The following is a 24,123-nucleotide window of genomic DNA, read 5'->3' on the forward strand; positions in this document are numbered from 1 at the left end:
GAAGGTCTTCGTTTCGCGATCCGCGAAGGTGGCCATACAGTAGGCGCTGGCGTTGTAACTGAAATCGAAGGTTAATTTAACCTTTTATGCTCATCGTAGTGATGCGTTGAGCACAATACATGCAGCATTCAGAGCGGCAGTAATGCCGCTCTAGTGTTGTGTTTTTAAACTATGAAGTAGAAGGTTGCCTCTGCGGAGGAGAATTTCTATGGAGCAGCCCATTCATGAAATGGACGACAGGAGGAATTATTAATAATGGCTAAACAGCAAAAAATCCGTATTCGCCTTAAGGCATACGACCACAAAGCTCTCGATCAAAGCGCTGCTAAGATCGTAGACACTGCAAAAAGAAATGGCGCTATGGTATCTGGTCCGATTCCATTGCCAACAGAAAAGAATATCTTCACAATTCTTCGCTCTGTACACGTAAACAAAGATTCTCGTGAACAATTCGAAATGCGTACACATAAACGCTTAATCGATATTCTTGAACCAAATTCGAAAACAGTAGATGCTATCACTCGTTTAGATTTACCAGCTGGTGTATCTATTGAAATAAAACTATAAGGAGGTGCGATAATGTCTAAAGCTATTTTGGGTAAAAAATTAGGAATGACACAAGTCTTCACAGCTGAAGGCCAATTAGTTCCTGTAACAGTAGTGGAAACTACCCCAAGCGTTGTAGTGCGCGTTAAGACTGTTGAAACAGACGGCTACGAAGCAGTACAAATTGGTTACGGTTCCATTAAAGAAAAACATTTAACAAAACCTGTAAAAGGTCAGTTCGACAAAGCTGGCGTAGCTCCAGTGAAATATCTTCGCGAAGTTCGCGTAGCAAATGCAGCTGACTACACAGTAGGCCAAACTCTGGCAGCTGATATCTTCGCAGAAGGTGAATTAGTGGACGTAGTGGGTACAGGTAAAGGTAAGGGTTTTGCTGGCACAATTAAACGCCATAACTTCTCCCGTGGTCCTGAAACTCATGGTTCCAAATCTCACCGTGAACCTGGTTCCATCGGTCCTATGATCTCCGGTGGCGGCGGTAAGGTATACAAAGGTAAAAAACTCCCTGGACAAATGGGTGGTTACAGAGTTACCGTACAACGCTTATCCGTTGTGAAAGTTGATGCTGAACGTAACCTTTTATTGGTTAAAGGTGGTATCCCAGGCGCGAAAGGCAGCTTGGTTATGGTTCGCAACACGGTTAAACCTGTTAAATAATCATTTGTCGAAAGGAGGATTATGTAATGCCTACAGTAGCAACATATAATCAATCCGGCGTTAAAGTCGGTGAAATACAGTTAAACGATGCAGTATTCGGCGTTGAAGTTAACGAAGCCGTAATGCATCAAGCCGTAGTTCGTCAATTGTCTAACGAACGTCTCGGCACACATGCAACAAAAACTAGAGGTATGGTTCGTGGCGGTGGCCGCAAACCTTGGAAACAAAAAGGTACTGGTCGTGCACGTTCCGGTTCCAGCCGTTCCCCAATCTGGATTGGTGGCGGTACTACATTTGGTCCACAACCTCGCAGCTATTACAAAGCTATGCCTCGTAAGGCTAGACGTTTAGCAGTTAAATCTGCTCTTAGCGATAAAGTGAATAATAGCGAATTATACGTTTTGGAAGAAATCACATTAGCAGCTCCTAAAACTAAAGAAGTGTTGAACATTATCAATAGCTTCAACGTTGGTGATGCAAAAGTATTGTTCATCACTGAAGGTGATGTAAATGTTGAACGTTCCGCTCGCAACATCCAAGGTGTTAAAGCATTGGCTTGCGAAGGTATGAACATTTTCGATCTTCTTCATTACGATAAGCTCTTCATTACTAAGGGTGCTGTCGCAAAAATCGAGGAGGTACTTGGATAATGCAATTACATGATGTACTAATCCGCCCGGTTATTACCGAAAAATCCACTATGCTTATGGAAGAAGGCAAATACACTTTCCGTGTGCCTTTGACTGCAAATAAAGTGCAAATCCGTCAAGCAGTTGAAAAAATCTTCAATGTAAAAGTAGAAAAAGTAGCTACTATTCGCGTTTTAGGCAAAACTAAACGCATGGGTCGTACACAAGGTAAACGTAGCGATTACAAAAAAGCTATCGTTACTTTGAAAGCTGGCGAATCCATTGAATTCTTTGAAGGTGTCTAAGAGTCTAGTTGTAAGGAGGCCCACTAATGGCAATTAAATCATTTAAACCGTACTCCGCTGGTCGCCGGTTTATGACAGTATCCGCCTTCGACGAAATCACAGCAAGCAAACCAGAAAAATCTTTGCTCGCTAAGATTTCCCAAAAAGGTGGTCGTAACAATACTGGTAAAATGACAGTTCGTCACCAAGGTGGCGGTCATAAACGTCAATATCGTATTATTGACTTCAAACGTACTAAAGATAATATTCCAGCTAAAGTAGCAACAATCGAGTATGATCCTAACCGTTCTTCTCGTATCGCTTTGCTTAACTACGCTGATGGTGAAAAACGCTACATTTTAGCTCCTAACGGTCTAAAAGTTGGTGACGTTGTATTCTCCGGTCCTGAGTCCGATATTAAACCTGGTAACTGCTTACCATTGGCTAATATTCCAGACGGTACACAAATCCACAATATAGAATTGAAAATCGGTAAAGGTGGCCAAATCGTTCGTTCCGCTGGTACATCTGCTCAATTGATGGGTAAAGATAATGGCTATGCTATTCTTCGTTTACCATCTGGTGAAATGCGTCGTGTTCGTCAAGAGTGCCGTGCAACAGTAGGTGTTGTTGGTAACGCTGACCACAGCAACCTTGTAATTGGTAAAGCTGGTCGTCATCGTTGGATGGGCGTTCGCCCTGGCAACCGTGGTGTTGTAATGAACCCTTGTGACCATCCACATGGTGGTGGTGAAGGTAAATCTCCTGTTGGTCGTAAACATCCTGTTACACCTTGGGGCAAACCAGCACATGGTGTTAAAACTCGCGACAAGAAAAAAGCTTCTAATAGCTTAATCATTAAACGTCGTACAAAATAGGATAAAGGAAAGGAGATAAAATAGTGTCCAGATCTATTAAAAAAGGCCCTTTCGTAGCAGATCATTTGCTTAAGAAAGTTGAAGCTTTAAACGAAACTAACGAAAAGAAAGTTGTAAAAACCTGGTCCCGTGCCTCTACTATTATCCCAAGTTTTGTAGGCCACACAATTGCTGTGCATGATGGTCGCAAACATGTACCTGTATTCATTACAGAAGATATGGTAGGTCATAAATTAGGTGAGTTCGCTCCTACACGTACTTTTAAAGGTCATGGTAAGGACGAAAAATCTACAGGCAAAAAATAGGAGGAAATAATACATGGAAGCAAAAGCAATCGCTAGACATATCCGAATCGCGCCTCGTAAAATCCGTATCGTTGCAGATTTAGTGCGCGGTAAAAACATCGGCGAAGCATTTGCCATCTTGAAGTTCACTCCGAAAGTTGGCGCTGATGTAGTAGAAAAAGTTATGCGTTCTGCAATCGCAAACGCTGAACATAATTTCGATATGAATGTTGACAATCTTTACGTATCCGAGATCTTCGTTGATCAAGGCCCTACATTAAAACGCATTCATCCTCGTTCCCGTGGTCAAGCTTTCAAAATTTTGAAACGCACTAGCCATGTAACAGTAGTAGTTAAAGAAAGAGCTTAAGAAGGAGGGAAACAGAGTGGGTCAAAAAGTTAATCCACACGGTTTGCGTGTCGGTATCGTAAAAGATTGGGACGCAAAATGGTATGCAGATAAAGATTTCGCTGCTAATCTTCATGAAGACGTTAAAATTCGTAACTTCTTGAAAGAAACCCTTTTCATTGCTGGTATTTCCCGCATTGAAATCGAGCGTACAAATAAACGTATTAAATTGACTATCCACACTGCAAAACCAGGTATGGTTATCGGTCGTGGTGGTGCTGGTATCGAAGATATCAAAAAAGCAATGACTCGTTTCACTGACAAACAAGTGGACGTTAACATCGCAGAAATTAAACAAGCAGACATGGATGCAATCTTGGTTGCAGAAAACATTGCTAGCCAATTGGAACGCCGTATTGGTTTCCGTCGTGCAATGAAACAAGCTGTAGGTCGCACAATGCGCTTAGGTGCAAAAGGTATTAAAATCATGGTAAGCGGTCGTCTTGGCGGCGCTGAAATCGCTCGTAGCGAATCCTACCGTGAAGGTTCTATTCCTTTGCATACACTTCGTGCAGACATCGACTACGGTACTGCTGAAGCTCATACAACATATGGTTGTATCGGCATTAAAGTATGGATTTACAAAGGTGAAGTTTTGCCAGAAGCAAAACAACCTGCTAAGAAGGAAGAAGGTGGCAAGTAATGCTTATTCCAAAGCGCGTAAAACATCGTAAGCAATTCCGCGGCCGTATGAAAGGTCGTGCTATGCGCGGTAATACAGTGTCTCATGGTGAGTTCGGCTTGGTAGCATGCGAACCATCTTGGATCACTAACCGTCAAATCGAAGCTGCCCGTATTGCTATGACTCGTTATATCAAACGTGGTGGTAAAGTATGGATTAAAATTTTCCCTGACAAACCAATCACAGCTAAACCAGCTGGTACTCGTATGGGTTCCGGTAAAGGTTCTCCTGAATACTGGGTAGCAGTAGTTAAACCAGGTCGTGTAATGTTTGAAATGGACGGTGTGCCAGAAGCTATAGCTCGTGAAGCTATGCGTCTTGCAAGCCATAAACTTCCAATCAAATGCAAATTTGTTGTTAAGGGTAAAGAATTGGGTGGTGACGTAAATGAAGGTTAATGACATTCGCAATATGAGCGCTGCCGAAATGGAACAAAAAGTTTCCGGTCTTAAGGAAGAGTTATTTAACCTCCGTTTTCAGCTTGCAACAGGTCAATTAGAAAATCCTATGCGCATTCGTGAAGTTAAGAAGACAATCGCTCGTATTAAAACTGTACAACGTGAAGTTGAACTTAAATCTGAAAACGCATAATAACAGATTTGTTAAAGGTTGAAAAGGAGGCTTAAAATCGTGGCAGAAGAAAGAAACGTACGTAAAGTCCGCGTAGGTAAAGTTGTTAGCGACAAAATGAATAAAACTGTTGTTGTTGCTGTTGAACGTAAAGTACCTCACGCATTATATAACAAGCCAATGGTTAGCACTAAACGCTTCAAAGCTCATGATGAAAACAATGAGTGTCAAATTGGCGATACAGTTAAAATTGTAGAAACTCGTCCACTTTCTAAAGATAAATGTTGGAGAGTTGTTGAAATTCTTGAAAGACAAAAATAAGAGTGATGTAAGGAGGAATAGACGATGATCCAGCAACAAACAATTTTGAATGTTGCCGACAACACTGGTGCAAAACGTATTATGTGTATCCAAGTCATGGGCGGTTCTTATCGCAAATTCGGCAATATCGGTGACGTAATCGTTGCTTCTGTAAAAGATGCATCACCCGGTGGCGTTGTCAAGAAAGGCGACGTAGTTAAAGCTGTTATTGTTCGTTCTAAAAAAGGTATCCGCCGTCAAGACGGTTCCTATATTCGTTTCGATGAAAACGCAGCAGTAGTTATTAAAGAAGATAAAACCCCTCGTGGTACTCGTATCTTCGGACCTGTAGCAAGAGAACTTCGTGAAAAAGACTTCATGAAAATTGTTTCCTTGGCTCCAGAAGTATTATAAGAAGGAGGAACGCAGCATATGGCTAAACTACAAATCAAAAAAGGCGATACAGTTGTTGTTATCTCCGGTAAAGATAAAGGTAAGCAAGGTACAGTAATTGCAACTGAACCTAAAAAAGAACGCGTATTTGTTGAAGGCGTTAACACTGTAAAACGTCACACAAAACCTTCTCAAGCTAACCCACAAGGCGGCATCGTTACTAAAGAAGCTGGTATCCATGTTTCTAACGTAATGGTTGTTGACCCAGAAACTAAAACAGCTACTCGTATCAAAAAAGTTGAAGGCAAAGACGGTAAATTCGTTCGCGCTACAGTTAAATCTGGTACAGTACTTAAATAATCAGGAAAGGAGGAGCTAAATAAATGTCTCGTTTATTTGAACAATACAACTCTGAAATTAAAAAGAGTTTGCAAGAAAAATTCCAATACGGCAACGTTATGGAAATCCCTAAATTGGAAAAAATCGTTATCAACATCGGCGTTGGTGATGCAGTAGGCAATGCAAAAGCATTGGAAGCAGCAGTTAATGATTTGACTATCATCGCTGGTCAAAAACCTGTAATCACAAAAGCTAAAAAATCCATTGCGAACTTCAAAGTTCGTGAAGGTATGGCGTTGGGTACAAAAGTTACTCTTCGTGGCGAACGCATGTATGAATTCCTCGACAAATTGATCAATGCGGCATTACCTCGTGTACGTGACTTCCGCGGTATCAGCGCAACAGCATTTGATGGCCGTGGTAACTACGCTTTGGGTCTTAAAGAACAGCTCATCTTCCCTGAGATCGAATATGATCAAGTAGAACGTGTTACTGGTATGGATATCATCGTAGTAACAACTGCTAAAACAGATGAAGAAGCTCGTGAATTGTTGACTCAATTCGGTATGCCTTTTGAAAAATAATAGGAGGAACATATAGATGGCTAAAAAATCTATGATTGAACGCGAAAAGAAACGCGCTAAAATCGTTGAAAAATATGCAGCTAAACGTGCAGCGTTAAAAGCAGCAGGTGATTATGAAGGCTTGTCCAAATTACCAGCAAATGCATCCCCAACACGCTTACACAACCGTTGCAACTTAACTGGTCGTCCTCACGGCTATATGCGCAAATTCGGTATCAGCCGTATTGCGTTCCGTGAATTGGCGTACAAAGGACAAATTCCTGGTGTTAAAAAAGCCAGCTGGTAATATTAGACGAGAGGAGGTTTTTAGATTATGGTAATGACCGATCCTATCGCGGATATGCTTACGCGCATCCGTAATGCAAATGCTGCACTTCATGAAACGGTAAACATTCCTGCATCTAGAATGAAAGCAGCTGTTCTTGACATCCTTTTACAAGAAGGTTTCGTAAAGAACGTAGAAAAAGAAGAAAACACTTTAAAAGTAACTTTGAAATATGGTTCCAATAACGAAAAAGTTATTACAGGAATTAAACGTATTTCCAAACCTGGTTTACGTGTTTACGCGAAAAAGGAAGAACTTCCTCGTGTACTTGGTGGTTTGGGTATCGCAGTTATTTCTACATCCAAAGGCGTTATGAGCGACAAACAAGCTCGTAAAGAAGGTCTTGGTGGCGAAGTAATCGCATACGTTTGGTAATAGTAGCAATAGGAGGTAGAAATAATGTCACGTATCGGTAGAATGCCTATCGAGATCCCTGCAGGCGTTACTGTTACATATGATAACCATCATATGAACGTAAAAGGTCCTAAAGGTGAATTATCTCGCGATTTGCATCCAGATATGAATATCACTGTTGAAGGTAACACAATTACAGTAGCTCGTCCTTCCGACAATAAAGCTCATCGTTCCCTTCACGGTTTGACTCGCGCTCTTGTTGCTAATATGGTAACAGGCGTATCTGAAGGATTCACAAAAACTCTTGAAATCAACGGTGTTGGTTACAGAGCGGCTAAACAAGGCAATAAATTAGCTCTTACACTTGGCTTCTCTCATCCAGTAGAAATGGAAGCTCCAGCTGGTATTACAATTGAAGTTCCAGCTCCTAACAAAATCGTTGTTTCTGGTGCAGACAAAGAAGTTGTAGGCGCAGTAGCAGCTGATATCCGTAAATGGAGAAAACCAGAACCTTATAAAGGTAAAGGTATCCGCTATGAAGGCGAAGTTGTTCGTCGTAAAGCTGGTAAAGCTGGTGCAAAAGGTAAATAGTAATATCATCTATATGAATGAAAGGAGTGAATATCTTGCCTCGTAAATCTAGTAGAAACATCGCTCGAGCAAAACGTCATCTTCGTATTCGCCGTCACATCTCTGGTACGGCAACTTGCCCACGTTTGAACGTATTCCGTTCTTTAGGCAACATCTATGCTCAAGTTATCGATGACGTAGCAGGTACAACTTTGGTTGCTGCTAGCTCTTTAGATAAAGATTTGAACTTATCCTATGGTGGTAACGTAGCTGCTGCTAAAGCTGTTGGTGAAGCAGTTGCTAAAAAAGCTATCGCTAAAGGTATTGACACAGTAGTGTTTGACCGTGGTGGTTACATTTACCACGGCCGCGTAGCAGCCCTTGCAGAAGGTGCTCGTGAAGCAGGCTTAAAATTCTAAGAAGGAGGAACTATAGACATGGCGAGAATTGACTACACCAGTCTTGATCTTAAAGAAAGAGTAGTATTCATCAACCGCGTAGCCAAAGTAGTTAAAGGCGGTCGTCGTTTTTCCTTCAGCGCTCTTGTAGTTGTTGGTGATGGCAACGGTTATGTAGGCGTTGGCTTAGGTAAAGCAGCGGAAGTACCAGAAGCAATTCGCAAAGGTATTGATGATGCTAAGAAAAATATTGTAAACGTAGCAGTTAAAAATGGTACAATCCCTCACAGCGTAACAGGCGTATTCGGCGCAGGCCGCGTATTCTTGAAACCAGCTGCTGAAGGTACTGGCGTTATCGCTGGTGGCCCTGTTCGTGCCGTATTGGAATTAGTAGGTGTTCGTAACATCTTGACTAAATCTTTGGGCTCTTCTAACCCTAACAATATGGTTCGCGCTACTATCGAAGGTTTGAAAGATTTGAAACGCGCAAGCGAAGTTGCAGAACTTCGTGGTAAAACCGTTGAAGAAATTTATAACGCGTAATAAGGAGACAAGAAATGGCACAAGTTAAAGTAACATTAACAAGAAGCTTAATCGGTCGTCCTGAAGATCAACGCGCGACAGTTAAAGCTTTGGGCTTGAAAAAAACTAATTCTCAAGTTGTAAAAGAAGTAACACCTCAAATCGAAGGTATGCTTCACAAAGTTAGACATTTAGTAAAAGTTGAAGAAGTTTAATACTGATAAGGAGGTGCACTGAATGAAACTTCATGAATTACAACCAGCTGCTGGTTCCAAAAAAACTCGTACTCGTGTAGGCCGTGGTTTAGGTTCTGGCTTGGGTAAAACATCTGGTCGTGGTCAAAAAGGTCAAAACTCCCGTTCTGGCGGTGGCGTTCGCTCCGGTTTTGAAGGCGGCCAAATGCCTCTTTATCGTCGTTTACCAAAACGTGGTTTCAACAACGTTTTTGCTAAACAATATGCTGAAGTTAACGTAGAACAATTGAACCGTTTTGAAGACGGTGCAACAGTTGATCCAGTAGCTCTTATTGAAGCTGGCATTTTGAAAAATGTACGCGATGGCATTCGTATTTTAGGTAACGGTACATTGGAAACTAAAAACTTAACAGTTATCGCTAATGGCTTCACTAAATCTGCTGAAGAAAAAATTACAGCAGCAGGCGGAAAAGTAGAGGTGATCTAGGGTGCTAGATAGCCTCTCGAACATCTTTAAGATTACCGAATTACGTAATAAGATTCTTTACACATTAATGATGTTTGCCATCTTTAGAGCTGGTATCCACATTCCTGTTCCAGGCGTTGATGCGTCTGTTATCGAATCCTTGTTTACATCCGGTAACCTATTCGGTCTATTAGACTTGTTTGCTGGTGGTGCGCTTAGTAAGTTCTCTATCTTTGCAATGAGTATTACACCTTACATCAATGCTTCCATCATCATGCAACTGCTTCAGTCTGTAGTTCCTCAGTTTGAAGCATGGAGTAAAGATGGTGAAGACGGGCGTAAGAAAATAGCGAAGGTAACTCGTTATGGCACCGTAGTCCTCGGCTTTGTACAAGCCGCAGGCATGGCATTTGCTCTTAGAGCAAACAACGCTTTGGTAAATAATGATTTCCTTAGTGTATTCGTTGTGGCCATCATCCTAACAGCAGGTACATGCTTGTTGATGTGGATTGGTGAACAAATCACAGCATATGGTATAGGTAATGGTATTTCTTTGATCATCTTTGCTGGTATCGTAGCTCGATTACCAGATGGTTTAGAAACTATTTATCAATATATCCAAAACGGAACAATCAATATGTTCCAAGCATTCTTATTTGCTGTAATTGCTCTTGCGATGATTGCTGTCGTAGTTGCAGTTACACAAGGCCAACGTCGTATTCCGATTCAATATGCTAAACGCGTAGTAGGTCGTAAAATGTACGGTGGTCACTCTACATTCTTGCCGTTGAAAGTCAATCAGGCAGGTGTAATCCCAATTATCTTTGCGTCATCTGTGTTGATGTTCCCTGTGACAATTGCGCAATTTATTGACAATGAATATGTTCATAAAATTGCAGATTTATTTACATGGGGGACGCCGTTACAAACGGCATTGTATGCATTATTGATTTTTATCTTTACGTATTTCTATACTGCAATCTCTATCAACATTACAGATATGGCAGATAATATGAAAAAATACGGTGGTTTTATCCCAGGTATTCGTGCGGGTAAACCAACTGCTGATTATGTGGATAACGTGATGACCAAGATCACTTTGGCTGGCGCTGTATTCTTAGCTGTCGTTGCTATTATACCGAATTTCCTCGGTAGTATTACCGGCGTCCAAGGCGTATACTTTGGTGGTACGGCTCTCCTTATCGTTGTAGGTGTAGCACTTGATACAATGCAACAAATTGAGTCGCTCATGGTAACACGCCACTATAAAGGCTTTGTGAAATAGGAGGGAAACAATATGTATATTCTATTAATGGGACCTCCTGGTGCTGGTAAAGGCACTCAGGCAGCTCGACTTATTGAAAAATACGGTATTCCCCAAATTTCAACAGGTGATATGTTCCGCGCTGCGATTAAGAACGAAACACCTCTTGGAGTTGAGGCTAAGAAATACATCGATGCTGGTCAATTGGTACCTGACAGTGTAACTGTTGGTATCGTACGTGATCGCTTGGTGAAAGATGACTGCAAATCTGGATTTATTCTTGATGGATTCCCAAGAACAACAGCGCAAGCTGTGTCCTTGGATGCAATCCTTAAAGAATTAGGAATTTCTTTGGACGCTGTACTTAACTTAAATGTTCCTTCCGAGGAATTAGTTAAACGTATTAGCGAACGAGCTGTTCTAGAAAATCGTGCTGATGATAACCCTGAAACAGTACAGAAACGTCTAGCTGTGTACGAAGAATCTACTAAACCTTTAATTGATTACTACCGCAACAGCGGCTTATATGAAGAAATTAACGGTTTACAAGATGTAGACGCAGTATTTGCTGACATCATTAAGGCTTTGGAGAAATAATCCATGATTATTTTAAAATCGCCCCATGAAATTGAATGTATCCGCAAGGCAAGTAAGCTTACAGCAGACACGTTGTCCTTGTTAGTAGAAAAGGCTAAACCTGGCATCACGACGCTTGAGTTAGATACAATTGCCGAAGAATATATTCGCAGCCACGGTGGTATACCAAGTTGTAAAGGGTACTATGGATTCCCTGCTACAATCTGTGCTTCTATCAATGATGAAGTTGTTCATGGTATTCCGAGCGCTAAGCGTAAGCTTAAAAACGGTGATGTCCTCAGTATTGATCTTGTATCATCTATTGATGGATATCACGGCGATTCGGCTGTGACGATTCCTATCGGTCACGTCAAACCAGATGTGATGAAATTGTTAAAAGTTACAGAAGAAAGTCTGTTCAAGGGAATTGAACAAGTGAAAGTTGGCAACCGTATCGGTGCTATCGGTCACGCTGTTCAAACGTATTGTGAGAAACATGGTTACGGTGTCGTTCGCGACTTCGTAGGTCATGGTTTAGGCCGCGAAATGCATGAAGATCCGCAAATACCAAACTATGGTAGTCCTGATCAAGGACCTTTAATGAAACCAGGTATGGTATTGTGTATTGAACCGATGATTACAATGGGTAGTTATCGTGTTCATGTATTAGGGGATGACTGGACAGCAGTTACCGTAGATGGTAAACCTGCTGCTCATTTCGAACATACAGTGGTTGTTACAGAAAACGGCCCTGAAATATTAACCATGCGTGATGAACCGCGGTTAATTAAATAAAACAGGTAACCGGAGGAAAAGATATGTCAAAAGAAGACGTTATTGAGGTGGAAGGTACGGTAGTTGAGGCTTTACCGAATGCCATGTTCCAAGTTGAATTGGAAAATGGTCATATCGTATTGGCTCATGTGTCAGGTAAAATGCGTATGAATTTTATCCGTATTCTTCCTGGTGATAAAGTTACTATGGAACTGACACCGTATGACTTAAATCGTGGTCGCATCACCTATCGCTTCAAATAAGCATAGGGTCCACAAAGGAGGTACTAATGAAGGTTCAACCATCAGTTAAAAAGATATGCGAAAAATGTAAAATCATTAAACGCAAAGGCCGTGTAATGGTTATTTGCGAAAATCCAAAACATAAACAAAAACAAGGATAATCTGATAGGAGGTGGATGATTAGATGGCACGTATCGCCGGTGTAGATTTACCTCGTGATAAACGAGTGGAAATTGGTTTAACTTATATTTATGGTATTGGTCCAACTTTAGCATCTGAAATCATTGCTAAAACTGGCATCAATCCTGACACACGTGTTCGTGATCTTTCTGAAGATGAAGTAGCGAAAATCCGTGAATTGTTAGATGCTGATTACAAAGTTGAAGGTGACCTTCGTCGTGAAGAAGCTCTTAACATTAAACGCTTAATTGAAATCAACTCCTATCGAGGCAAACGTCATCGTATGGGTTTACCACTTCGTGGTCAACGTACTAAAACGAATGCACGTACTCGCAAAGGTCCTAGAAAAGCAATTGCTGGTAAAAAGAAATAAGATAAAGGAGGGATAAAGCGTGGCTAAAAAAGTTGTTAGAACTAAAAGAAAAGAAAAGAAACATATTGAATCCGGTGCGGCTCATATTCGTTCTACATTCAATAACACTATCGTAACTTTGACAGATACAAACGGTAATGCGTTGTCTTGGGCTTCCGCTGGTGGCTTGGGCTTCCGTGGTTCCCGTAAATCCACTCCATTCGCTGCTCAAATGGCTGCTGAACAAGCTGCTAAAGCTGCAATGGAACATGGTCTTCGCACTGTTGAAGTATTCGTAAAAGGTCCTGGATCCGGCCGTGAAGCTGCAATCCGTGCTTTACAAGCTGCAGGTCTTGAAGTTACTTCCATTAAAGACGTAACTCCAATTCCTCACAATGGTTGTCGCCCTCCAAAACGCCGTCGTGTATAATTAATAGCGGCCGATTTGATACGGTGCTATAATTAAACTATGAACGTGTGTTGTATAGGAGGATGTTCCTGATGAGCGAAGAAAAGAAACTTAAAATCGAGAAGGTGGACATCGCCGAAGGCGGTCGCTATGGTAAGTTCGTATGTGAACCATTAGACCGTGGTTATGGTATCACTCTCGGTAATAGCTTACGCAGAATTTTGCTTTCATCCTTGGATGGGGCAGCTATCACCTCTATCAAAATTGATGGAGTTCTTCATGAATTCTCTACTATTCCTGGTATTCGCGAAGACGTTACGGATATCATCCTTAACTTAAAGCAATTGTGCATCAAAGTTGAAGAAGATGTGCAACTACCATTGGAAGTTCACTTTGACTTCCAAAAGGATGGTGTATTGACAGCAGCTGACTTAGCTGAGCAATTCCCACCAGAAGTGGAAGTATTGAATCCTGAACTTGTGATTGCGACTATGGATGAGACAGCTCATCTCGTAATGGACGTAGTGATTGAACGTGGCAAAGGTTACGTTCCTTCTACGAAGAATAAAAAAGACACAGATGTAATCGGTTGTATTCCAATCGATTCCATCTTCTCTCCAATTCTTCGTGCCAAATACGAAGTGAGTGATGTTCGTGTAGGCAATGAAATGGACTTTGACAAACTTACATTAGAAGTTTGGACTGATGGTTCCATTACTGCTGCTGATGCAGTGGCAAAATCTGCTGCCATTATGATTGGTTATTTAGGGAACTTCACTAAATTAGCGCACTCTGCAGATGTTGTAGATGTAAACACAGGTGAAGGCGGTATCGTTGTTGATCCAGTAGGTTCCGATAATGAAGAACCAGCTGTAGATGAAGGCCCAGCAAAGATTTCCATCGATGAGTTGGAACTCTCTGTTCGTGCGTATAACTGCTTGAAACGTGCTGGCATTAATACAATTGCAGATTTGCTAGACAAAACCATTGATGACTTAGGAAAAGTTCGCAATTTAGGCAAAAAATCCATCGATGAAATTGAGGAAAAACTCAATAATCATCCAGGTGGTTTTCAACTTAAACAAAAAGGCGAATAAGGAGGAAGACGAATGTACAGAAAATTAGGCCGCGACAGCTCCGCTCGTAAAGCGTTGTTCCGTAGCATGTTAACATCTTTCTTCCAATATGAGCGTATTGAAACTACAGAAGCTAAAGCGAAAGAACTTCGCTCTTTAGCTGATCAAATGGTAACTTTGGCTAAACGTGGTGATCTTCATGCACGTCGCCAAGTTCTTGCATACCTCATGGATGAAAGCGTAGTAAAAAAATTGTTTGATACAATTGCTCCAAAATATGCAGACCGTCAAGGTGGTTATACTCGTGTAATCAAAACTGGTCTTCGCAAAGGTGACGCTGCACCTTTGGCTATTATCGAGTTAGTTTAATCAAACTCTATACGGTGTTGTAACTTATGTTGCAGCACCGTTTTTTTATTGTCAATTTTATGGTACAATCGATGAGTATAATATCGTAATATATTAGCAGTTATCGTAAATATTAAATGTCTATTGTTAACCTTTTACAGTATACCTTAGATACTATTTCATTCTAAGTGTATGAACAGGACATATTATATTGATGCTAGTAGGCTCAATATGGGAATGATTGATTTGTAAATGGTTCTACTTTTATAGAAGCGAAATTGACTAGAAAGATATGAGGTTATCCATGAATGAAAAAGACATTATGATTCAGGTCAATCATATGAGTCATATCTATACCGATGAAAATGGCAATGATGTACATGCATTAAATGATGTAAACTTATCTATTAAGCGCGGCGAGTTTGTTTGTATCATCGGTACGAATGGTAGTGGTAAAAGTACACTAGCTAAGCATTTCAATGTGTTATTACAACCTAGTGAAGGTTATATCAATGTATGTGGCTATGATACGCGTGATGAAGCGCATATTTGGGATATACGCCAACATGTAGGTATGGTATTCCAAAATCCTGATAACCAAATTGTGGCGGCTGTCGTAGAAGAGGATGTTGCCTTTGGCCCAGAAAACTTAGGTATTCCTAGTGCAGAAATTAGAAAACGTGTCGATGCAGCGTTAGAGGCTGTAAATATGACTGAATATAGAGAACATGGTCCTCATTTGTTGTCTGGTGGTCAAAAGCAACGCATTGCTATTGCCGGCGTACTTGCTATGAAACCAGATTGTATCGTCCTTGATGAGCCAACAGCCATGCTCGATCCTAAAGGTCGTCGTGAAGTACTTGAAACAGTTCATAAACTAAATAAAGAAGAAGGTATCACTATCGTGTACATTACACACTTTATGGAGGAAGCTGTCACAGCTGATCGTGTGGTAGTTATGAAAAATGGTGTGAAATTACATGATGGCACTCCTCGTGAAATCTTCAGTCATGTAGATACCTTAAAAGGCCTTGGCCTTGATGTTCCAGTGGCATCTGAAATTGCTTTTAAATTAAATGAAAAAGGTTATGAGGTCGGTAAAAGTATCATCAATAATGAAGAATTAGCAGTAGGTCTTAAACATTGTAAATTAGCTGACCAACTACTAGATGATCATAATGTAGAGGCCAAAACTATTAGTTCTCCTACCAATGAAGATGTAAATGCCGTAAGAGGGGAGGGCACACACTAATGGCGATTGTATTAGATAATATTACTTATACCTATGGTGTAGGTACTCCATTTGAAAAGACCGCCCTTCACGGTGTATCTCTTACTGTTGAAAACGGTGAGTTTTTAGGCATTATTGGTCATACCGGCTCTGGTAAATCTACCTTTGTACAACATTTAAATGGCTTATTACACCCTACAACAGGAACGGTTACCGTTAATGGTGTAGATATTAGTGCTTCTACAGAGGAAGCTAAAAAGATGCGCCATAAGGTAGGCATGGTTTTTCAATACCCAGAACATCAGTTATTTGAAGAAACTATTGCTGAAGATATTGCCTTTGGCCCTAAAAACTTAGGCCTCAGTGCTGATGAAGTAGATGAACGGGTACGGGAGGCAATGAAATTTGTAGGTCTTGATTACGACACCTACGCGGAGCGCTCTCCATTTCACCTATCTGGTGGACAAATGCGCCGTGTTGCCATCGCTGGTGTAGTGGCTATGAATCCAGATTTCCTAGTCCTTGATGAGCCATCTGCAGGCCTTGACCCATTTGGTCGTGAAGAAATATTTGAAGAGATCATTCGACTTCATAAAGAAAAGGGCATTACTGTAATCCTTGTATCACATAACATGGAGGATATTTCTCGCATGGCATCTCGCCTCGTGGTACTCGATAAAGGTCGTATCGTTCTCGATGGAGAACCGATGGAAATCTTTAATCATCACCGCGATGCATTGCAAGCTGTTGGTGTAGACGTACCACCAGTATCTGTAACCATGGAATATTTGCGTGAACAAGGATTAGATGTATCTAATCGTGTATTATCTGTAGATGATGCAGTACAAGCCATTCTAGAAGGAGGTAGCCATGTTAAATAACATTACTATTGGGCAATACTTCCCAGGAAACTCCTTCTTGCATCGCATGGATCCTCGTGCCAAGATTATTGCTACAACTATCTTTGTGGTAGCTATCTTCCTAGCAAATTCTCCTCTTGCGTATGGATTAGTGGGGGCATTTACAATCTTTGCTATGCTGCTATCACGATTGCCATTACGCTTGATGTGGTCAGCTATTAAACCACTTTGGATTATCATCGTATTTACCATGGGTATTCATATCTTTACAACACCAGGTAATACAATCTTCCAATGGTGGATCATCAATATTACAGATCAAGGCGTGGCTATGGGTCTACAAATGGCGGCGCGATTAATCTTTTTAATCTTGTTCTCGTCTTTATTGACTTATACGACATCACCAATTCGTTTGACCGATGGTATTGAACATTTGCTCAATCCATTCCGTTGTATTGGTGTGCCGGCTCATGAATTAGCAATGATGATGACCATTGCGTTGCGCTTTATTCCTACACTACTAGATGAGACAGATCGTATTATGAAAGCTCAATCTGCTCGTGGTGCAGACTTTGTAACAGGCTCCATCATTCAACGTGCTAAAAATATGGTGCCACTCTTAGTGCCATTATTTATTAGTGCTTTCAGACGCGCTGATGAACTAGCTATTGCCATGGAGGCTCGCTGTTATAGAGGGGGCGTTAACCGTACGCGCATGAAAGAGCTACAAGTTACCTATGTAGATTATATCGGCGTAGGAGCTGTCATTTTGGTTACCATCGCACTCATCGTTTTATGGTGGCTTGATCTATGAGAAATATACGTATCATAGTCGCTTATGATGGCACTGATTTAGCAGGCTATCAAAAGCAACCCGACGATAAGGGCTTAACGGTGCAAGGCTGTTTAGAATATGGATTGTCAAAAATTTGCAATGAACCGATTCAAATCTACGGTGCTTCTAGGACTGATGCAGGGGTACATGCGAAGTTTCAAGTATGTACATTCCAAACATCTGGATCTATACCGGCAGAAAATATTCCTCGCGCTATGATTGCTCATATCCCAAAGGATATAGTTGTTCTTGAGGCGGTGGAAATACCCCTCGATTGGAAGCCACGATGGAATATATATGGTAAAGAGTATGTATATACTATCCATAATCAACTCATTGCTAACCCGTTGACAAAACGATACCATTGGCACGTTAAGAAACCTCTTAATATCGAGCTCATGCAAGCGGCCGGTAATGAACTGTTGGGTACGCATGACTTTACAACCTTGAAGGGAACGAATTCAACGCCTGCTGATCCTGTAAAGACTATTATGGGCATCCATGTAGAGGCCGAAGGCCCTCACGTTACTATTTCAGTAGTGGGCAATGGGTTTCTATACCACATGGTTCGTAACATTGCAGGCTTGCTTGTCGATGTAGGGCTGGGAAGACGCAAGGTGGAGGATATTAAGGGCTATTTAGCGGCTAAAGATCGTCGTGTTATAGGTAAAACAGCACCAGCTCAAGGTTTGTGCCTAGAGGAAATCTTCTTTACCGAAGAACGGCAGCAAGAGGTATTACAGAATAAATATTCTATATAATTTTGTATAGACTACATTCTCCTATAATTTATTTAAAACGATAACCATTAATACTAAAAGGATACTACTTAGCATGTAGTATCCTTTTCTCTTATAATTTTTAGTTATAATGCCTTAATTTATACCTATTATTATGTGAAATGATACATTGTAAACCCAAAATATACATGATACAATGACGATATAGACAGGTTCGTACTATAAAACATTAACATAGTAAGGTAGACTCTTGTCAGCAGTGTAATTTTTATCCTAAGGAGGGTGAATCTCTTGCAAAAACGTAAAGATTTTATCTGGAAAATGGGCGGCCAACAAGGTGAAGGTATTGAGAGTTGTGGCGAAATCATGGCGACAATCCTCGCTAAAGAAGGTTATTCCTTGTATAGCCAACGTTTATTTGCATCTCGTATCAAAGGTGGTCATACTACATTCGCATTGCGCGTTGCATTAGAACAAGTTATGTCCATTGGTGAAGGCGTAGACTTCTTGCTTTCTCTTGATCAAGAAACAGTTGATATGCATGGTTCCGAAGTTCGCGATGGCGGTTACATCATTTGTGACAGTAAAGTAAATCCTGACTTCTCTAAATTTGAAGGTACAAAGGTTAATTGCTTGTCCTTGCCAATTTCTGAAACGGCAATGAAACAAGGTTCTATGTTGATGCGTAACATCGTAGCACTTGGTATGTCTGTAGCACTTCTTGGTTTCGATACTAAGATGTTCAAAGATGCGATTGCTGCTAAATTTGCGAAAAAATCCCAAGAAATCGTGGATAAAAACTTGGCTGCTTTTGACGATGGTTATGGCCTTGTAATGGAAAAATTAGGCGATGTTGAAATCGATACATTGCCAGCTCCTGGTAAGAAAGATCAAATGTTCTTATTGGGTAATGAAGCATGTGCGTTAGGTGCTATTGCAGCGGGTTCCCGTTTCATGGCATCTTATCCTATTACTCCAGCATCTGAAGTAATGGAATATATGATTAAAAATATGGATAAATTGGGTGCTACAATCGTTCAAACAGAGGACGAAATCGCAGCATGCATGACAGCTATGGGCGGCGTATACGCAGGTGTTCGTGGCTTTACATGTACTTCTGGCCCTGGTCTTTCCTTGATGGCAGAATCCTTATCCATGGCTTCCATGGCTGAATTGCCAATGGTTGTTATCGACGTTCAACGCTCTGGCCCATCCACAGGTATGGCTACAAAGGTTGAACAATCCGATATTGATGCGGCTTGCTACAATGCACATGGCGATTACGCTGGTATCGTAATTTCTCCAACATCTATCGAAGAATGCTTCTATGAAATTCAAAAAGCTTTCAACTTGGCAGAAATGTACCAATGTCCAGTTATCTTCATGCCTGACTTACAACAAGGTTTGAATAAACAATCCGTTCCTTCCTTCGACTTGAACCGTGTGCCTATTAACCGCGGTAAAATGATGAAAGAAGCTGACCTTCCTGAATTGGAACAACCTAAATACTTCAAACGCTTTGAATTAACTGAAGATGGTATTTCTCCACGTACAATTCCTGGCATGAAAAATGGTCTGTTCCTTTCCACAGGTCTTGAACATAATGAAGAAGGTAAACCAGCAGAAGCGCCTACAATGCACGTAGCGCAAACTGATAAACGTTTCCGCAAATTGGAAACTGTAGCTGATAACTATGAACCATTCTTGAATAATGCTAAATACGACGAAGCAGATGTACTCGTTGTAGGTATGGCTTCTAGCCGTGGCGCTATCGAAGAAGCAGTTGCTGAATTCGATCAAGAAGGCGTTAAAGTTAACCACTTACAATTGCGCTTGATTAAACCATTCCCAGCAAAACAATTACAACCATTCATGGATGCTGCGAAAAAAGTGGTTATCGTTGAGCACAATGCAACAGGTCAATTGACTAACTTATTTAAAATCAACATGCATAAGAAATCTAAAATTTCCAGCTGCTTGAAATACGATGGTAATCCATTCACAAAAAGTTATGTGAAAAATGCGATTAAGGAGGTCCTATAATATGACAACAGCTAAAGATTACAGAAACGATATTCGTCCTAACTGGTGTCCAGGCTGTGGCCATTATGGGGTTCAAGCAGCGATTACTGACGCTGTAGTAGCGAAAAATATTCCACCAGAAAAATTGGCAGTAATTTCCGGTATCGGTTGCTCTAGCCGTATCGGTGGTTATTTCTACGCATATGGCGCTCATACAACTCATGGTCGTGCGCTTCCTTACGCACAAGGCGTTAAACTTGCTAACCAAGACTTAGAAGTTATCGCTTGCTCCGGTGATGGCGATGCGTTTGCTATCGGTATGGGTCACACAATCCATGCTTTTAAACGTAATGTAAATATGACATACGTTGTAATGGATAACCATGTATATGGTTTGACTAAAGGTCAAGCATCCCCTCGTTCCGATATCGGTTTTGTTACAAAAACAACTCCTCGTGGGGCATTCGAATCTCCATTGTCCGTTTGTGAAACTGCAATTGCTGCAGGTGCTACATTCGTAGCTCAAGGTTATATGATTAATCGTGCACAACTTGTAGAGTTGATTCAAAAGGCAATGGATCATGAAGGCTTCTCCTTCATCAACGTATTCAGCCCATGTGTTACATACAATAAACACAACAGCTATGACTGGTTCAAAGAACATTTGGTAGAATTGCCAGAAGGTTATGACCCAACAGATCGTGCATTAGCACTTAAAACATTGGGTGAAACAGATGGTTTGGTAACAGGTGTTATCTACCAAAATACAAGTAAACCTTCCTTTGAAAAAGCTATGGCTGCAGCAAATGGTGGTCCACATCCTCGTCCATTAACTGAAGATGTTGTAAAACCGGATCAAGCGCTATTCGATAGCCTTTGCAATCAATTTAAATAATCTTATTTAAATTGAATTATGTATAATCTGAACCCCTCTTTACTGAATGTCTGGTAAAGAGGGGTTTTTACATTATGATATTATGAATAGTATGATTACTTTAGAGTGTTGTGAATGATATAGTTATTTTATAGCGGTATGAATCGTATTATTACTTTACGGAGGTTTTCTTAATTGATATACTAATTTATAATTTAGGATATTTATAATTAAGTAAAATTTGAACGCTTATAAATATAAGAGGCTATTATTTCAGAATATGAGGCATAATGGAAACGTATAGAAGTATCATTTACTATGCGATTCATTAAGGAGAGGGAATGAGTAACGTGTCGAATGAATATAATGAAGCATTACTAGAGCCACTTAAGTATTATCGGGAAGAGTTAAAGGACGCGTTTCAACAAGTAACCGAAGAATACTTTCAACAATTAGTAGATCAATCAAAGATTGATATAGATAACAACAAAGTATTAATAGATAAGTATACTGAGGTATCAGAAAATCGCGATCAATCAAACACATCCTATAAACGATTTGGCCTTATTAAAAAGGTTGATATTGTTATTGGTATAGGCGCTATTATTTATGGTATTTATCAGTTTTCACAAGATCATATTGATATTGTAGCGGTTATTGTTTCTATACTTATATTAGTTCTATGTGTAGGGCTTTACCTATATTGGATTAAGCCTAATAGTAAGAGTCTTGAAGAAAAACTTAATGATTTAGATGCTACATTAGCTAAAATGCGTCAAGAAGGCTATGAGATGATGGCCCCTTTAAACGATCTATTTCATAGTGAAATGACTGTAGAACTTATAAAAAAGGCGATTCCTTTTATTCATATGGATTCTAACTTTAATATTGAACGATATGAACAGCTCGTTAAAGATTATGGATTCTTAGAAAAAGGTGATGTAAATCATTCCACCTTAGATATTGCATCTGGTGATATTTTAGGAAACCCCTTTGTTTTTCTGAAGCGCATAATCCACTGGATGGATGATTATACGTATGAAGGCACCTTAAATGTTACGTATACAGAAGAGTATGTTGATTCTAATGGGAATCTAAAAACTCGTGATGTTAACGAAACATTACGGGCCGTTATAAGACAACCAGGTCCTTATTATGCCAATAGAGTATCTTTAGTGTATGGTAATCATGCAGCACCTAACCTAACATTCCATAGAAAACCACCGGAAAAAGGATTCTTTAATTTTGGTGGTGCCAAGAGTCGGATAGCAAAAGGTATTGCTAGTCTTAGACAGAAGGGTCAGGATTCATTGGAGAATGGCGGAAGCTTCCAAGCTTTAGCCAATGAAGAGTTTGATGCACAATTTAATGCATTAGATCGCAACAATGAGGTTGAGTTCCGCGTACTATTTACGCCATTAGCACAAAACAACTATAAGGATATTTTTGAAAACTCTCCATATGGAGATGATTTTATATTTAATAAAGAGTGTAAAATTAATGAGATTAAAGCTGACAATTCTCAAAATTGGGACTTTGATACATCACCATCTCAGTATTATGATTTTTCATTCCAAAAGATTAAAGAGAAGTTCATTAATTACAACTGCAGTTACTTTGATCACATGTATTTTTCATTCCTACCAATTTTAGCGATTCCTGTGTATCAACAAATGGCTTCTAATGATTATATTTATGGCAAGTCTTATAATTTCAAATACAATGATTACATTACAGAAATGCTAGCAAATAAAATGGGACTTAATTTATTTGTTCCTCCTGATGCGGCTCAACGGAATAATGTGAAAACAATCCTCAAGACTAGTCACCATAAAAATGAAGGCGATTCTGAGGTGATTAAAGTAGATGCGTATTCCTATAGAACGATTGAGCATATAGATGAAGTGCCGGTAAGAGCTGGTAATGGTAGAACCTATTATGTGCCAGTCCGCTGGGACGAATATGTGCCTGTTACAAAACACGAATTTATAGAAGTTTCAGAAATTAAATCTGCTGGAGAGGATTTTAAGCATATTAAAGGTCTAGATCAGTATCAAAAATCTGAAAATAATAAAGATAGGTCTTTTGCATACGATCACTTTATGGCAGGTAAACTATATCGACAAAATCAGTCTCTCGACGATTTATTAAATACTATTTACAAAGAATTTGGAGGTACCCAAAATGGCTAACCAACTCGACGAAATGAATCCGGAAATTATGTCTGAAGGCAGAGATGTGCATGTTATCGCTAAGGTAATCCCTGTTGAAACTAGTGGCTTTGAAAAACTTCTTCCAACAATCCTTATGGCAGTTGGTGTTATCGGTATCGTTTTAGGCATAGTTATAGACAAGTATCTAGTATCTATTATTGGCGCCATCGTATTGATTTATCCATGGTGGCGATTAAAACAAATTAGCTCAGAGTTTAATATGATGGAACAAAGAATTCAAAATGCTGCATCTGAAATTGATAACTATATGGAGCAACGTGTTGTGATTCTTTCTAATGCGGCTAAACTTGTGGAAAAATCTATTGAAGTTGATAAGGATATCCTTGTAGATATTGCTAAGTATAGAAGTGGTAATTTCTCTGAAGAATCTAGAAGTGATGTAAATGCACAACTTAACAAGGCTACAAGAGCCCTCAACGTAGCTATAGAAAATTATCCTGAATTACAAAGCCAAGATACGATTCGTGATGCAATGCAACAAAATTCTTACTTACAAAAAGAAATTACTGCAGCTAGAACGTTGTATAATGATGCTGTAAATACTTGGAATAGAGAAATCTTTGAATTCCCATTTAAAAAGATTGTAGCTGCAAAAGAAGGTAGAACTACTAGAATTCCATTTATTGCAGATCAAGAAACTAAAGAAAAAGCTAAAGGTGTTTTTTTCTAAGACATAAGTAGTTTGGCATTAGGATGTAAAGGGG

39 protein-coding genes are annotated in these 24,123 nt (G+C 40.1%); all 39 read left to right on the top strand.

Annotated elements, in window-relative coordinates; genetic code table 11:
- The coding region (locus LKD20_RS04370) for an EF-Tu C-terminal domain-related protein (RefSeq protein WP_205112264.1) at positions 1 to 75 on the top strand (75 nt) is incomplete at its 5' end.
- Between the two features lie 180 nt (positions 76 to 255).
- Entirely contained in the window at positions 256 to 567 is a 312-nt protein-coding gene (rpsJ, locus tag LKD20_RS04375) for a 30S ribosomal protein S10 (protein WP_004695100.1), read from the top strand.
- 12 nt (positions 568 to 579) lie between these two features.
- Positions 580 to 1,221 carry a 50S ribosomal protein L3 gene (gene rplC, locus LKD20_RS04380; protein WP_004695102.1) on the top strand — a complete coding sequence of 214 codons (642 nt, stop codon included), beginning with the start codon at positions 580 to 582 and terminating at the stop codon, positions 1,219 to 1,221.
- Positions 1,222 to 1,247: 26 nt separating this feature from the next.
- A complete protein-coding gene (gene rplD, locus LKD20_RS04385; protein WP_005377066.1) occupies positions 1,248 to 1,871 on the top strand; it encodes a 50S ribosomal protein L4 in 624 nt (207 codons plus the stop codon).
- Entirely contained in the window at positions 1,871 to 2,155 is a 285-nt protein-coding gene (gene rplW, locus LKD20_RS04390) for a 50S ribosomal protein L23 (protein ID WP_004695108.1), read from the top strand. Before rplD ends, rplW begins: the two co-directional genes overlap by 1 nt.
- Positions 2,156 to 2,181: 26 nt before the next feature.
- Positions 2,182 to 3,012: a 50S ribosomal protein L2 gene (gene rplB, locus LKD20_RS04395; protein WP_005385496.1), complete on the top strand. Its 831-nt coding sequence runs from the start codon at positions 2,182 to 2,184 to the stop codon at positions 3,010 to 3,012.
- Between the two features lie 23 nt (positions 3,013 to 3,035).
- On the top strand, positions 3,036 to 3,317 hold the full coding sequence (gene rpsS, locus LKD20_RS04400; protein WP_060923779.1) for a 30S ribosomal protein S19: 282 nt from the start codon (positions 3,036 to 3,038) through the stop codon (positions 3,315 to 3,317).
- A 13-nt stretch (positions 3,318 to 3,330) separates the two neighbouring features.
- The gene (gene rplV, locus LKD20_RS04405) at positions 3,331 to 3,666 is read left to right on the top strand and encodes a 50S ribosomal protein L22 (protein WP_004695112.1); all 336 of its coding nucleotides are present in this window, start codon (positions 3,331 to 3,333) and stop codon (positions 3,664 to 3,666) included.
- A gap of 16 nt (positions 3,667 to 3,682) precedes the next feature.
- On the top strand, positions 3,683 to 4,348 hold the full coding sequence (gene rpsC / locus LKD20_RS04410; protein WP_105084923.1) for a 30S ribosomal protein S3: 666 nt from the start codon (positions 3,683 to 3,685) through the stop codon (positions 4,346 to 4,348).
- Complete coding sequence (rplP, locus tag LKD20_RS04415; protein ID WP_119206358.1) at positions 4,348 to 4,785, top strand: 50S ribosomal protein L16; 438 nt, start codon at positions 4,348 to 4,350, stop codon at positions 4,783 to 4,785. Before rpsC ends, rplP begins: the two co-directional genes overlap by 1 nt.
- A complete protein-coding gene (gene rpmC, locus LKD20_RS04420) occupies positions 4,775 to 4,978 on the top strand; it encodes a 50S ribosomal protein L29 (RefSeq protein ID WP_004695115.1) in 204 nt (67 codons plus the stop codon). The genes rplP and rpmC overlap by 11 nt, the downstream gene beginning before the upstream one ends.
- A gap of 39 nt (positions 4,979 to 5,017) precedes the next feature.
- Positions 5,018 to 5,278, top strand: a complete 261-nt coding sequence (gene rpsQ, locus LKD20_RS04425) for a 30S ribosomal protein S17 (protein WP_005385504.1) — start codon at positions 5,018 to 5,020, stop codon at positions 5,276 to 5,278.
- 24 nt (positions 5,279 to 5,302) lie between these two features.
- Positions 5,303 to 5,671, top strand: a complete 369-nt coding sequence (rplN, locus tag LKD20_RS04430) for a 50S ribosomal protein L14 (RefSeq protein ID WP_005376994.1) — start codon at positions 5,303 to 5,305, stop codon at positions 5,669 to 5,671.
- 18 nt (positions 5,672 to 5,689) lie between these two features.
- Positions 5,690 to 6,010 carry a 50S ribosomal protein L24 gene (gene rplX / locus LKD20_RS04435; RefSeq protein ID WP_004695118.1) on the top strand — a complete coding sequence of 107 codons (321 nt, stop codon included), beginning with the start codon at positions 5,690 to 5,692 and terminating at the stop codon, positions 6,008 to 6,010.
- 23 nt (positions 6,011 to 6,033) lie between these two features.
- Positions 6,034 to 6,573: a 50S ribosomal protein L5 gene (rplE, locus tag LKD20_RS04440; protein ID WP_024065152.1), complete on the top strand. Its 540-nt coding sequence runs from the start codon at positions 6,034 to 6,036 to the stop codon at positions 6,571 to 6,573.
- Positions 6,574 to 6,589: 16 nt separating this feature from the next.
- Positions 6,590 to 6,859 (top strand): 30S ribosomal protein S14, encoded by a 270-nt coding sequence (rpsN, locus tag LKD20_RS04445; protein WP_005377140.1) that lies wholly within the window; start codon positions 6,590 to 6,592, stop codon positions 6,857 to 6,859.
- Positions 6,860 to 6,886: 27 nt separating this feature from the next.
- On the top strand, positions 6,887 to 7,273 hold the full coding sequence (gene rpsH, locus LKD20_RS04450; protein ID WP_004695128.1) for a 30S ribosomal protein S8: 387 nt from the start codon (positions 6,887 to 6,889) through the stop codon (positions 7,271 to 7,273).
- Between the two features lie 24 nt (positions 7,274 to 7,297).
- Positions 7,298 to 7,843, top strand: coding sequence for a 50S ribosomal protein L6 (gene rplF, locus LKD20_RS04455; protein WP_039968986.1), 546 nt, complete (start codon positions 7,298 to 7,300; stop codon positions 7,841 to 7,843).
- Positions 7,844 to 7,860: 17 nt separating this feature from the next.
- Positions 7,861 to 8,241: a 50S ribosomal protein L18 gene (rplR, locus tag LKD20_RS04460; protein WP_050781715.1), complete on the top strand. Its 381-nt coding sequence runs from the start codon at positions 7,861 to 7,863 to the stop codon at positions 8,239 to 8,241.
- 18 nt (positions 8,242 to 8,259) lie between these two features.
- Entirely contained in the window at positions 8,260 to 8,763 is a 504-nt protein-coding gene (gene rpsE / locus LKD20_RS04465) for a 30S ribosomal protein S5 (RefSeq protein WP_213467209.1), read from the top strand.
- 14 nt (positions 8,764 to 8,777) lie between these two features.
- Positions 8,778 to 8,957 carry a 50S ribosomal protein L30 gene (gene rpmD, locus LKD20_RS04470; protein WP_004695138.1) on the top strand — a complete coding sequence of 60 codons (180 nt, stop codon included), beginning with the start codon at positions 8,778 to 8,780 and terminating at the stop codon, positions 8,955 to 8,957.
- Positions 8,958 to 8,979: 22 nt separating this feature from the next.
- Complete coding sequence (gene rplO, locus LKD20_RS04475; protein WP_005385511.1) at positions 8,980 to 9,423, top strand: 50S ribosomal protein L15; 444 nt, start codon at positions 8,980 to 8,982, stop codon at positions 9,421 to 9,423.
- A gap of 1 nt (position 9,424) precedes the next feature.
- Positions 9,425 to 10,687, top strand: a complete 1,263-nt coding sequence (secY, locus tag LKD20_RS04480) for a preprotein translocase subunit SecY (RefSeq protein ID WP_039968988.1) — start codon at positions 9,425 to 9,427, stop codon at positions 10,685 to 10,687.
- A gap of 12 nt (positions 10,688 to 10,699) precedes the next feature.
- Entirely contained in the window at positions 10,700 to 11,263 is a 564-nt protein-coding gene (locus tag LKD20_RS04485; RefSeq protein WP_005385513.1) for an adenylate kinase, read from the top strand.
- Positions 11,264 to 11,266: 3 nt separating this feature from the next.
- Complete coding sequence (gene map / locus LKD20_RS04490) at positions 11,267 to 12,037, top strand: type I methionyl aminopeptidase (protein ID WP_005385514.1); 771 nt, start codon at positions 11,267 to 11,269, stop codon at positions 12,035 to 12,037.
- A 23-nt stretch (positions 12,038 to 12,060) separates the two neighbouring features.
- Positions 12,061 to 12,279, top strand: a complete 219-nt coding sequence (gene infA, locus LKD20_RS04495) for a translation initiation factor IF-1 (protein WP_004695147.1) — start codon at positions 12,061 to 12,063, stop codon at positions 12,277 to 12,279.
- Positions 12,280 to 12,305: 26 nt separating this feature from the next.
- Positions 12,306 to 12,419: a 50S ribosomal protein L36 gene (gene rpmJ / locus LKD20_RS04500; RefSeq protein WP_004695148.1), complete on the top strand. Its 114-nt coding sequence runs from the start codon at positions 12,306 to 12,308 to the stop codon at positions 12,417 to 12,419.
- Between the two features lie 23 nt (positions 12,420 to 12,442).
- Positions 12,443 to 12,811 (top strand): 30S ribosomal protein S13, encoded by a 369-nt coding sequence (gene rpsM / locus LKD20_RS04505; protein ID WP_004695149.1) that lies wholly within the window; start codon positions 12,443 to 12,445, stop codon positions 12,809 to 12,811.
- Positions 12,812 to 12,830: 19 nt separating this feature from the next.
- Positions 12,831 to 13,220 (top strand): 30S ribosomal protein S11, encoded by a 390-nt coding sequence (gene rpsK / locus LKD20_RS04510; protein ID WP_004695151.1) that lies wholly within the window; start codon positions 12,831 to 12,833, stop codon positions 13,218 to 13,220.
- 71 nt (positions 13,221 to 13,291) lie between these two features.
- The gene (locus LKD20_RS04515) at positions 13,292 to 14,296 is read left to right on the top strand and encodes a DNA-directed RNA polymerase subunit alpha (RefSeq protein ID WP_039968990.1); all 1,005 of its coding nucleotides are present in this window, start codon (positions 13,292 to 13,294) and stop codon (positions 14,294 to 14,296) included.
- Between the two features lie 12 nt (positions 14,297 to 14,308).
- On the top strand, positions 14,309 to 14,644 hold the full coding sequence (gene rplQ, locus LKD20_RS04520) for a 50S ribosomal protein L17 (RefSeq protein ID WP_004695155.1): 336 nt from the start codon (positions 14,309 to 14,311) through the stop codon (positions 14,642 to 14,644).
- 283 nt (positions 14,645 to 14,927) lie between these two features.
- Entirely contained in the window at positions 14,928 to 15,875 is a 948-nt protein-coding gene (locus LKD20_RS04525) for an energy-coupling factor transporter ATPase (protein ID WP_227721015.1), read from the top strand.
- On the top strand, positions 15,875 to 16,735 hold the full coding sequence (locus LKD20_RS04530; protein WP_227721016.1) for an energy-coupling factor transporter ATPase: 861 nt from the start codon (positions 15,875 to 15,877) through the stop codon (positions 16,733 to 16,735). Before LKD20_RS04525 ends, LKD20_RS04530 begins: the two co-directional genes overlap by 1 nt.
- Positions 16,725 to 17,528 (top strand): energy-coupling factor transporter transmembrane component T family protein, encoded by an 804-nt coding sequence (locus LKD20_RS04535; protein WP_227721017.1) that lies wholly within the window; start codon positions 16,725 to 16,727, stop codon positions 17,526 to 17,528. Before LKD20_RS04530 ends, LKD20_RS04535 begins: the two co-directional genes overlap by 11 nt.
- Positions 17,525 to 18,310, top strand: a complete 786-nt coding sequence (gene truA / locus LKD20_RS04540; RefSeq protein ID WP_227721018.1) for a tRNA pseudouridine(38-40) synthase TruA — start codon at positions 17,525 to 17,527, stop codon at positions 18,308 to 18,310. The genes LKD20_RS04535 and truA overlap by 4 nt, the downstream gene beginning before the upstream one ends.
- Before the next feature lie 270 nt (positions 18,311 to 18,580).
- Positions 18,581 to 20,332, top strand: a complete 1,752-nt coding sequence (locus LKD20_RS04545) for a 2-oxoacid:acceptor oxidoreductase subunit alpha (RefSeq protein ID WP_227721019.1) — start codon at positions 18,581 to 18,583, stop codon at positions 20,330 to 20,332.
- A 1-nt stretch (position 20,333) separates the two neighbouring features.
- Positions 20,334 to 21,206, top strand: a complete 873-nt coding sequence (locus LKD20_RS04550) for a 2-oxoacid:ferredoxin oxidoreductase subunit beta (protein WP_227721020.1) — start codon at positions 20,334 to 20,336, stop codon at positions 21,204 to 21,206.
- Positions 21,207 to 21,526: 320 nt separating this feature from the next.
- Entirely contained in the window at positions 21,527 to 23,377 is a 1,851-nt protein-coding gene (locus tag LKD20_RS04555; RefSeq protein ID WP_227721021.1) for an MAG1210 family protein, read from the top strand.
- A complete protein-coding gene (locus tag LKD20_RS04560) occupies positions 23,370 to 24,089 on the top strand; it encodes a LemA family protein (protein ID WP_024064444.1) in 720 nt (239 codons plus the stop codon). The genes LKD20_RS04555 and LKD20_RS04560 overlap by 8 nt, the downstream gene beginning before the upstream one ends.
- Positions 24,090 to 24,123 lie beyond the last annotated feature (34 nt).

The organism is Veillonella fallax (assembly GCF_020687175.1).
Lineage (GTDB): Bacteria > Bacillota > Negativicutes > Veillonellales > Veillonellaceae > Veillonella > Veillonella fallax.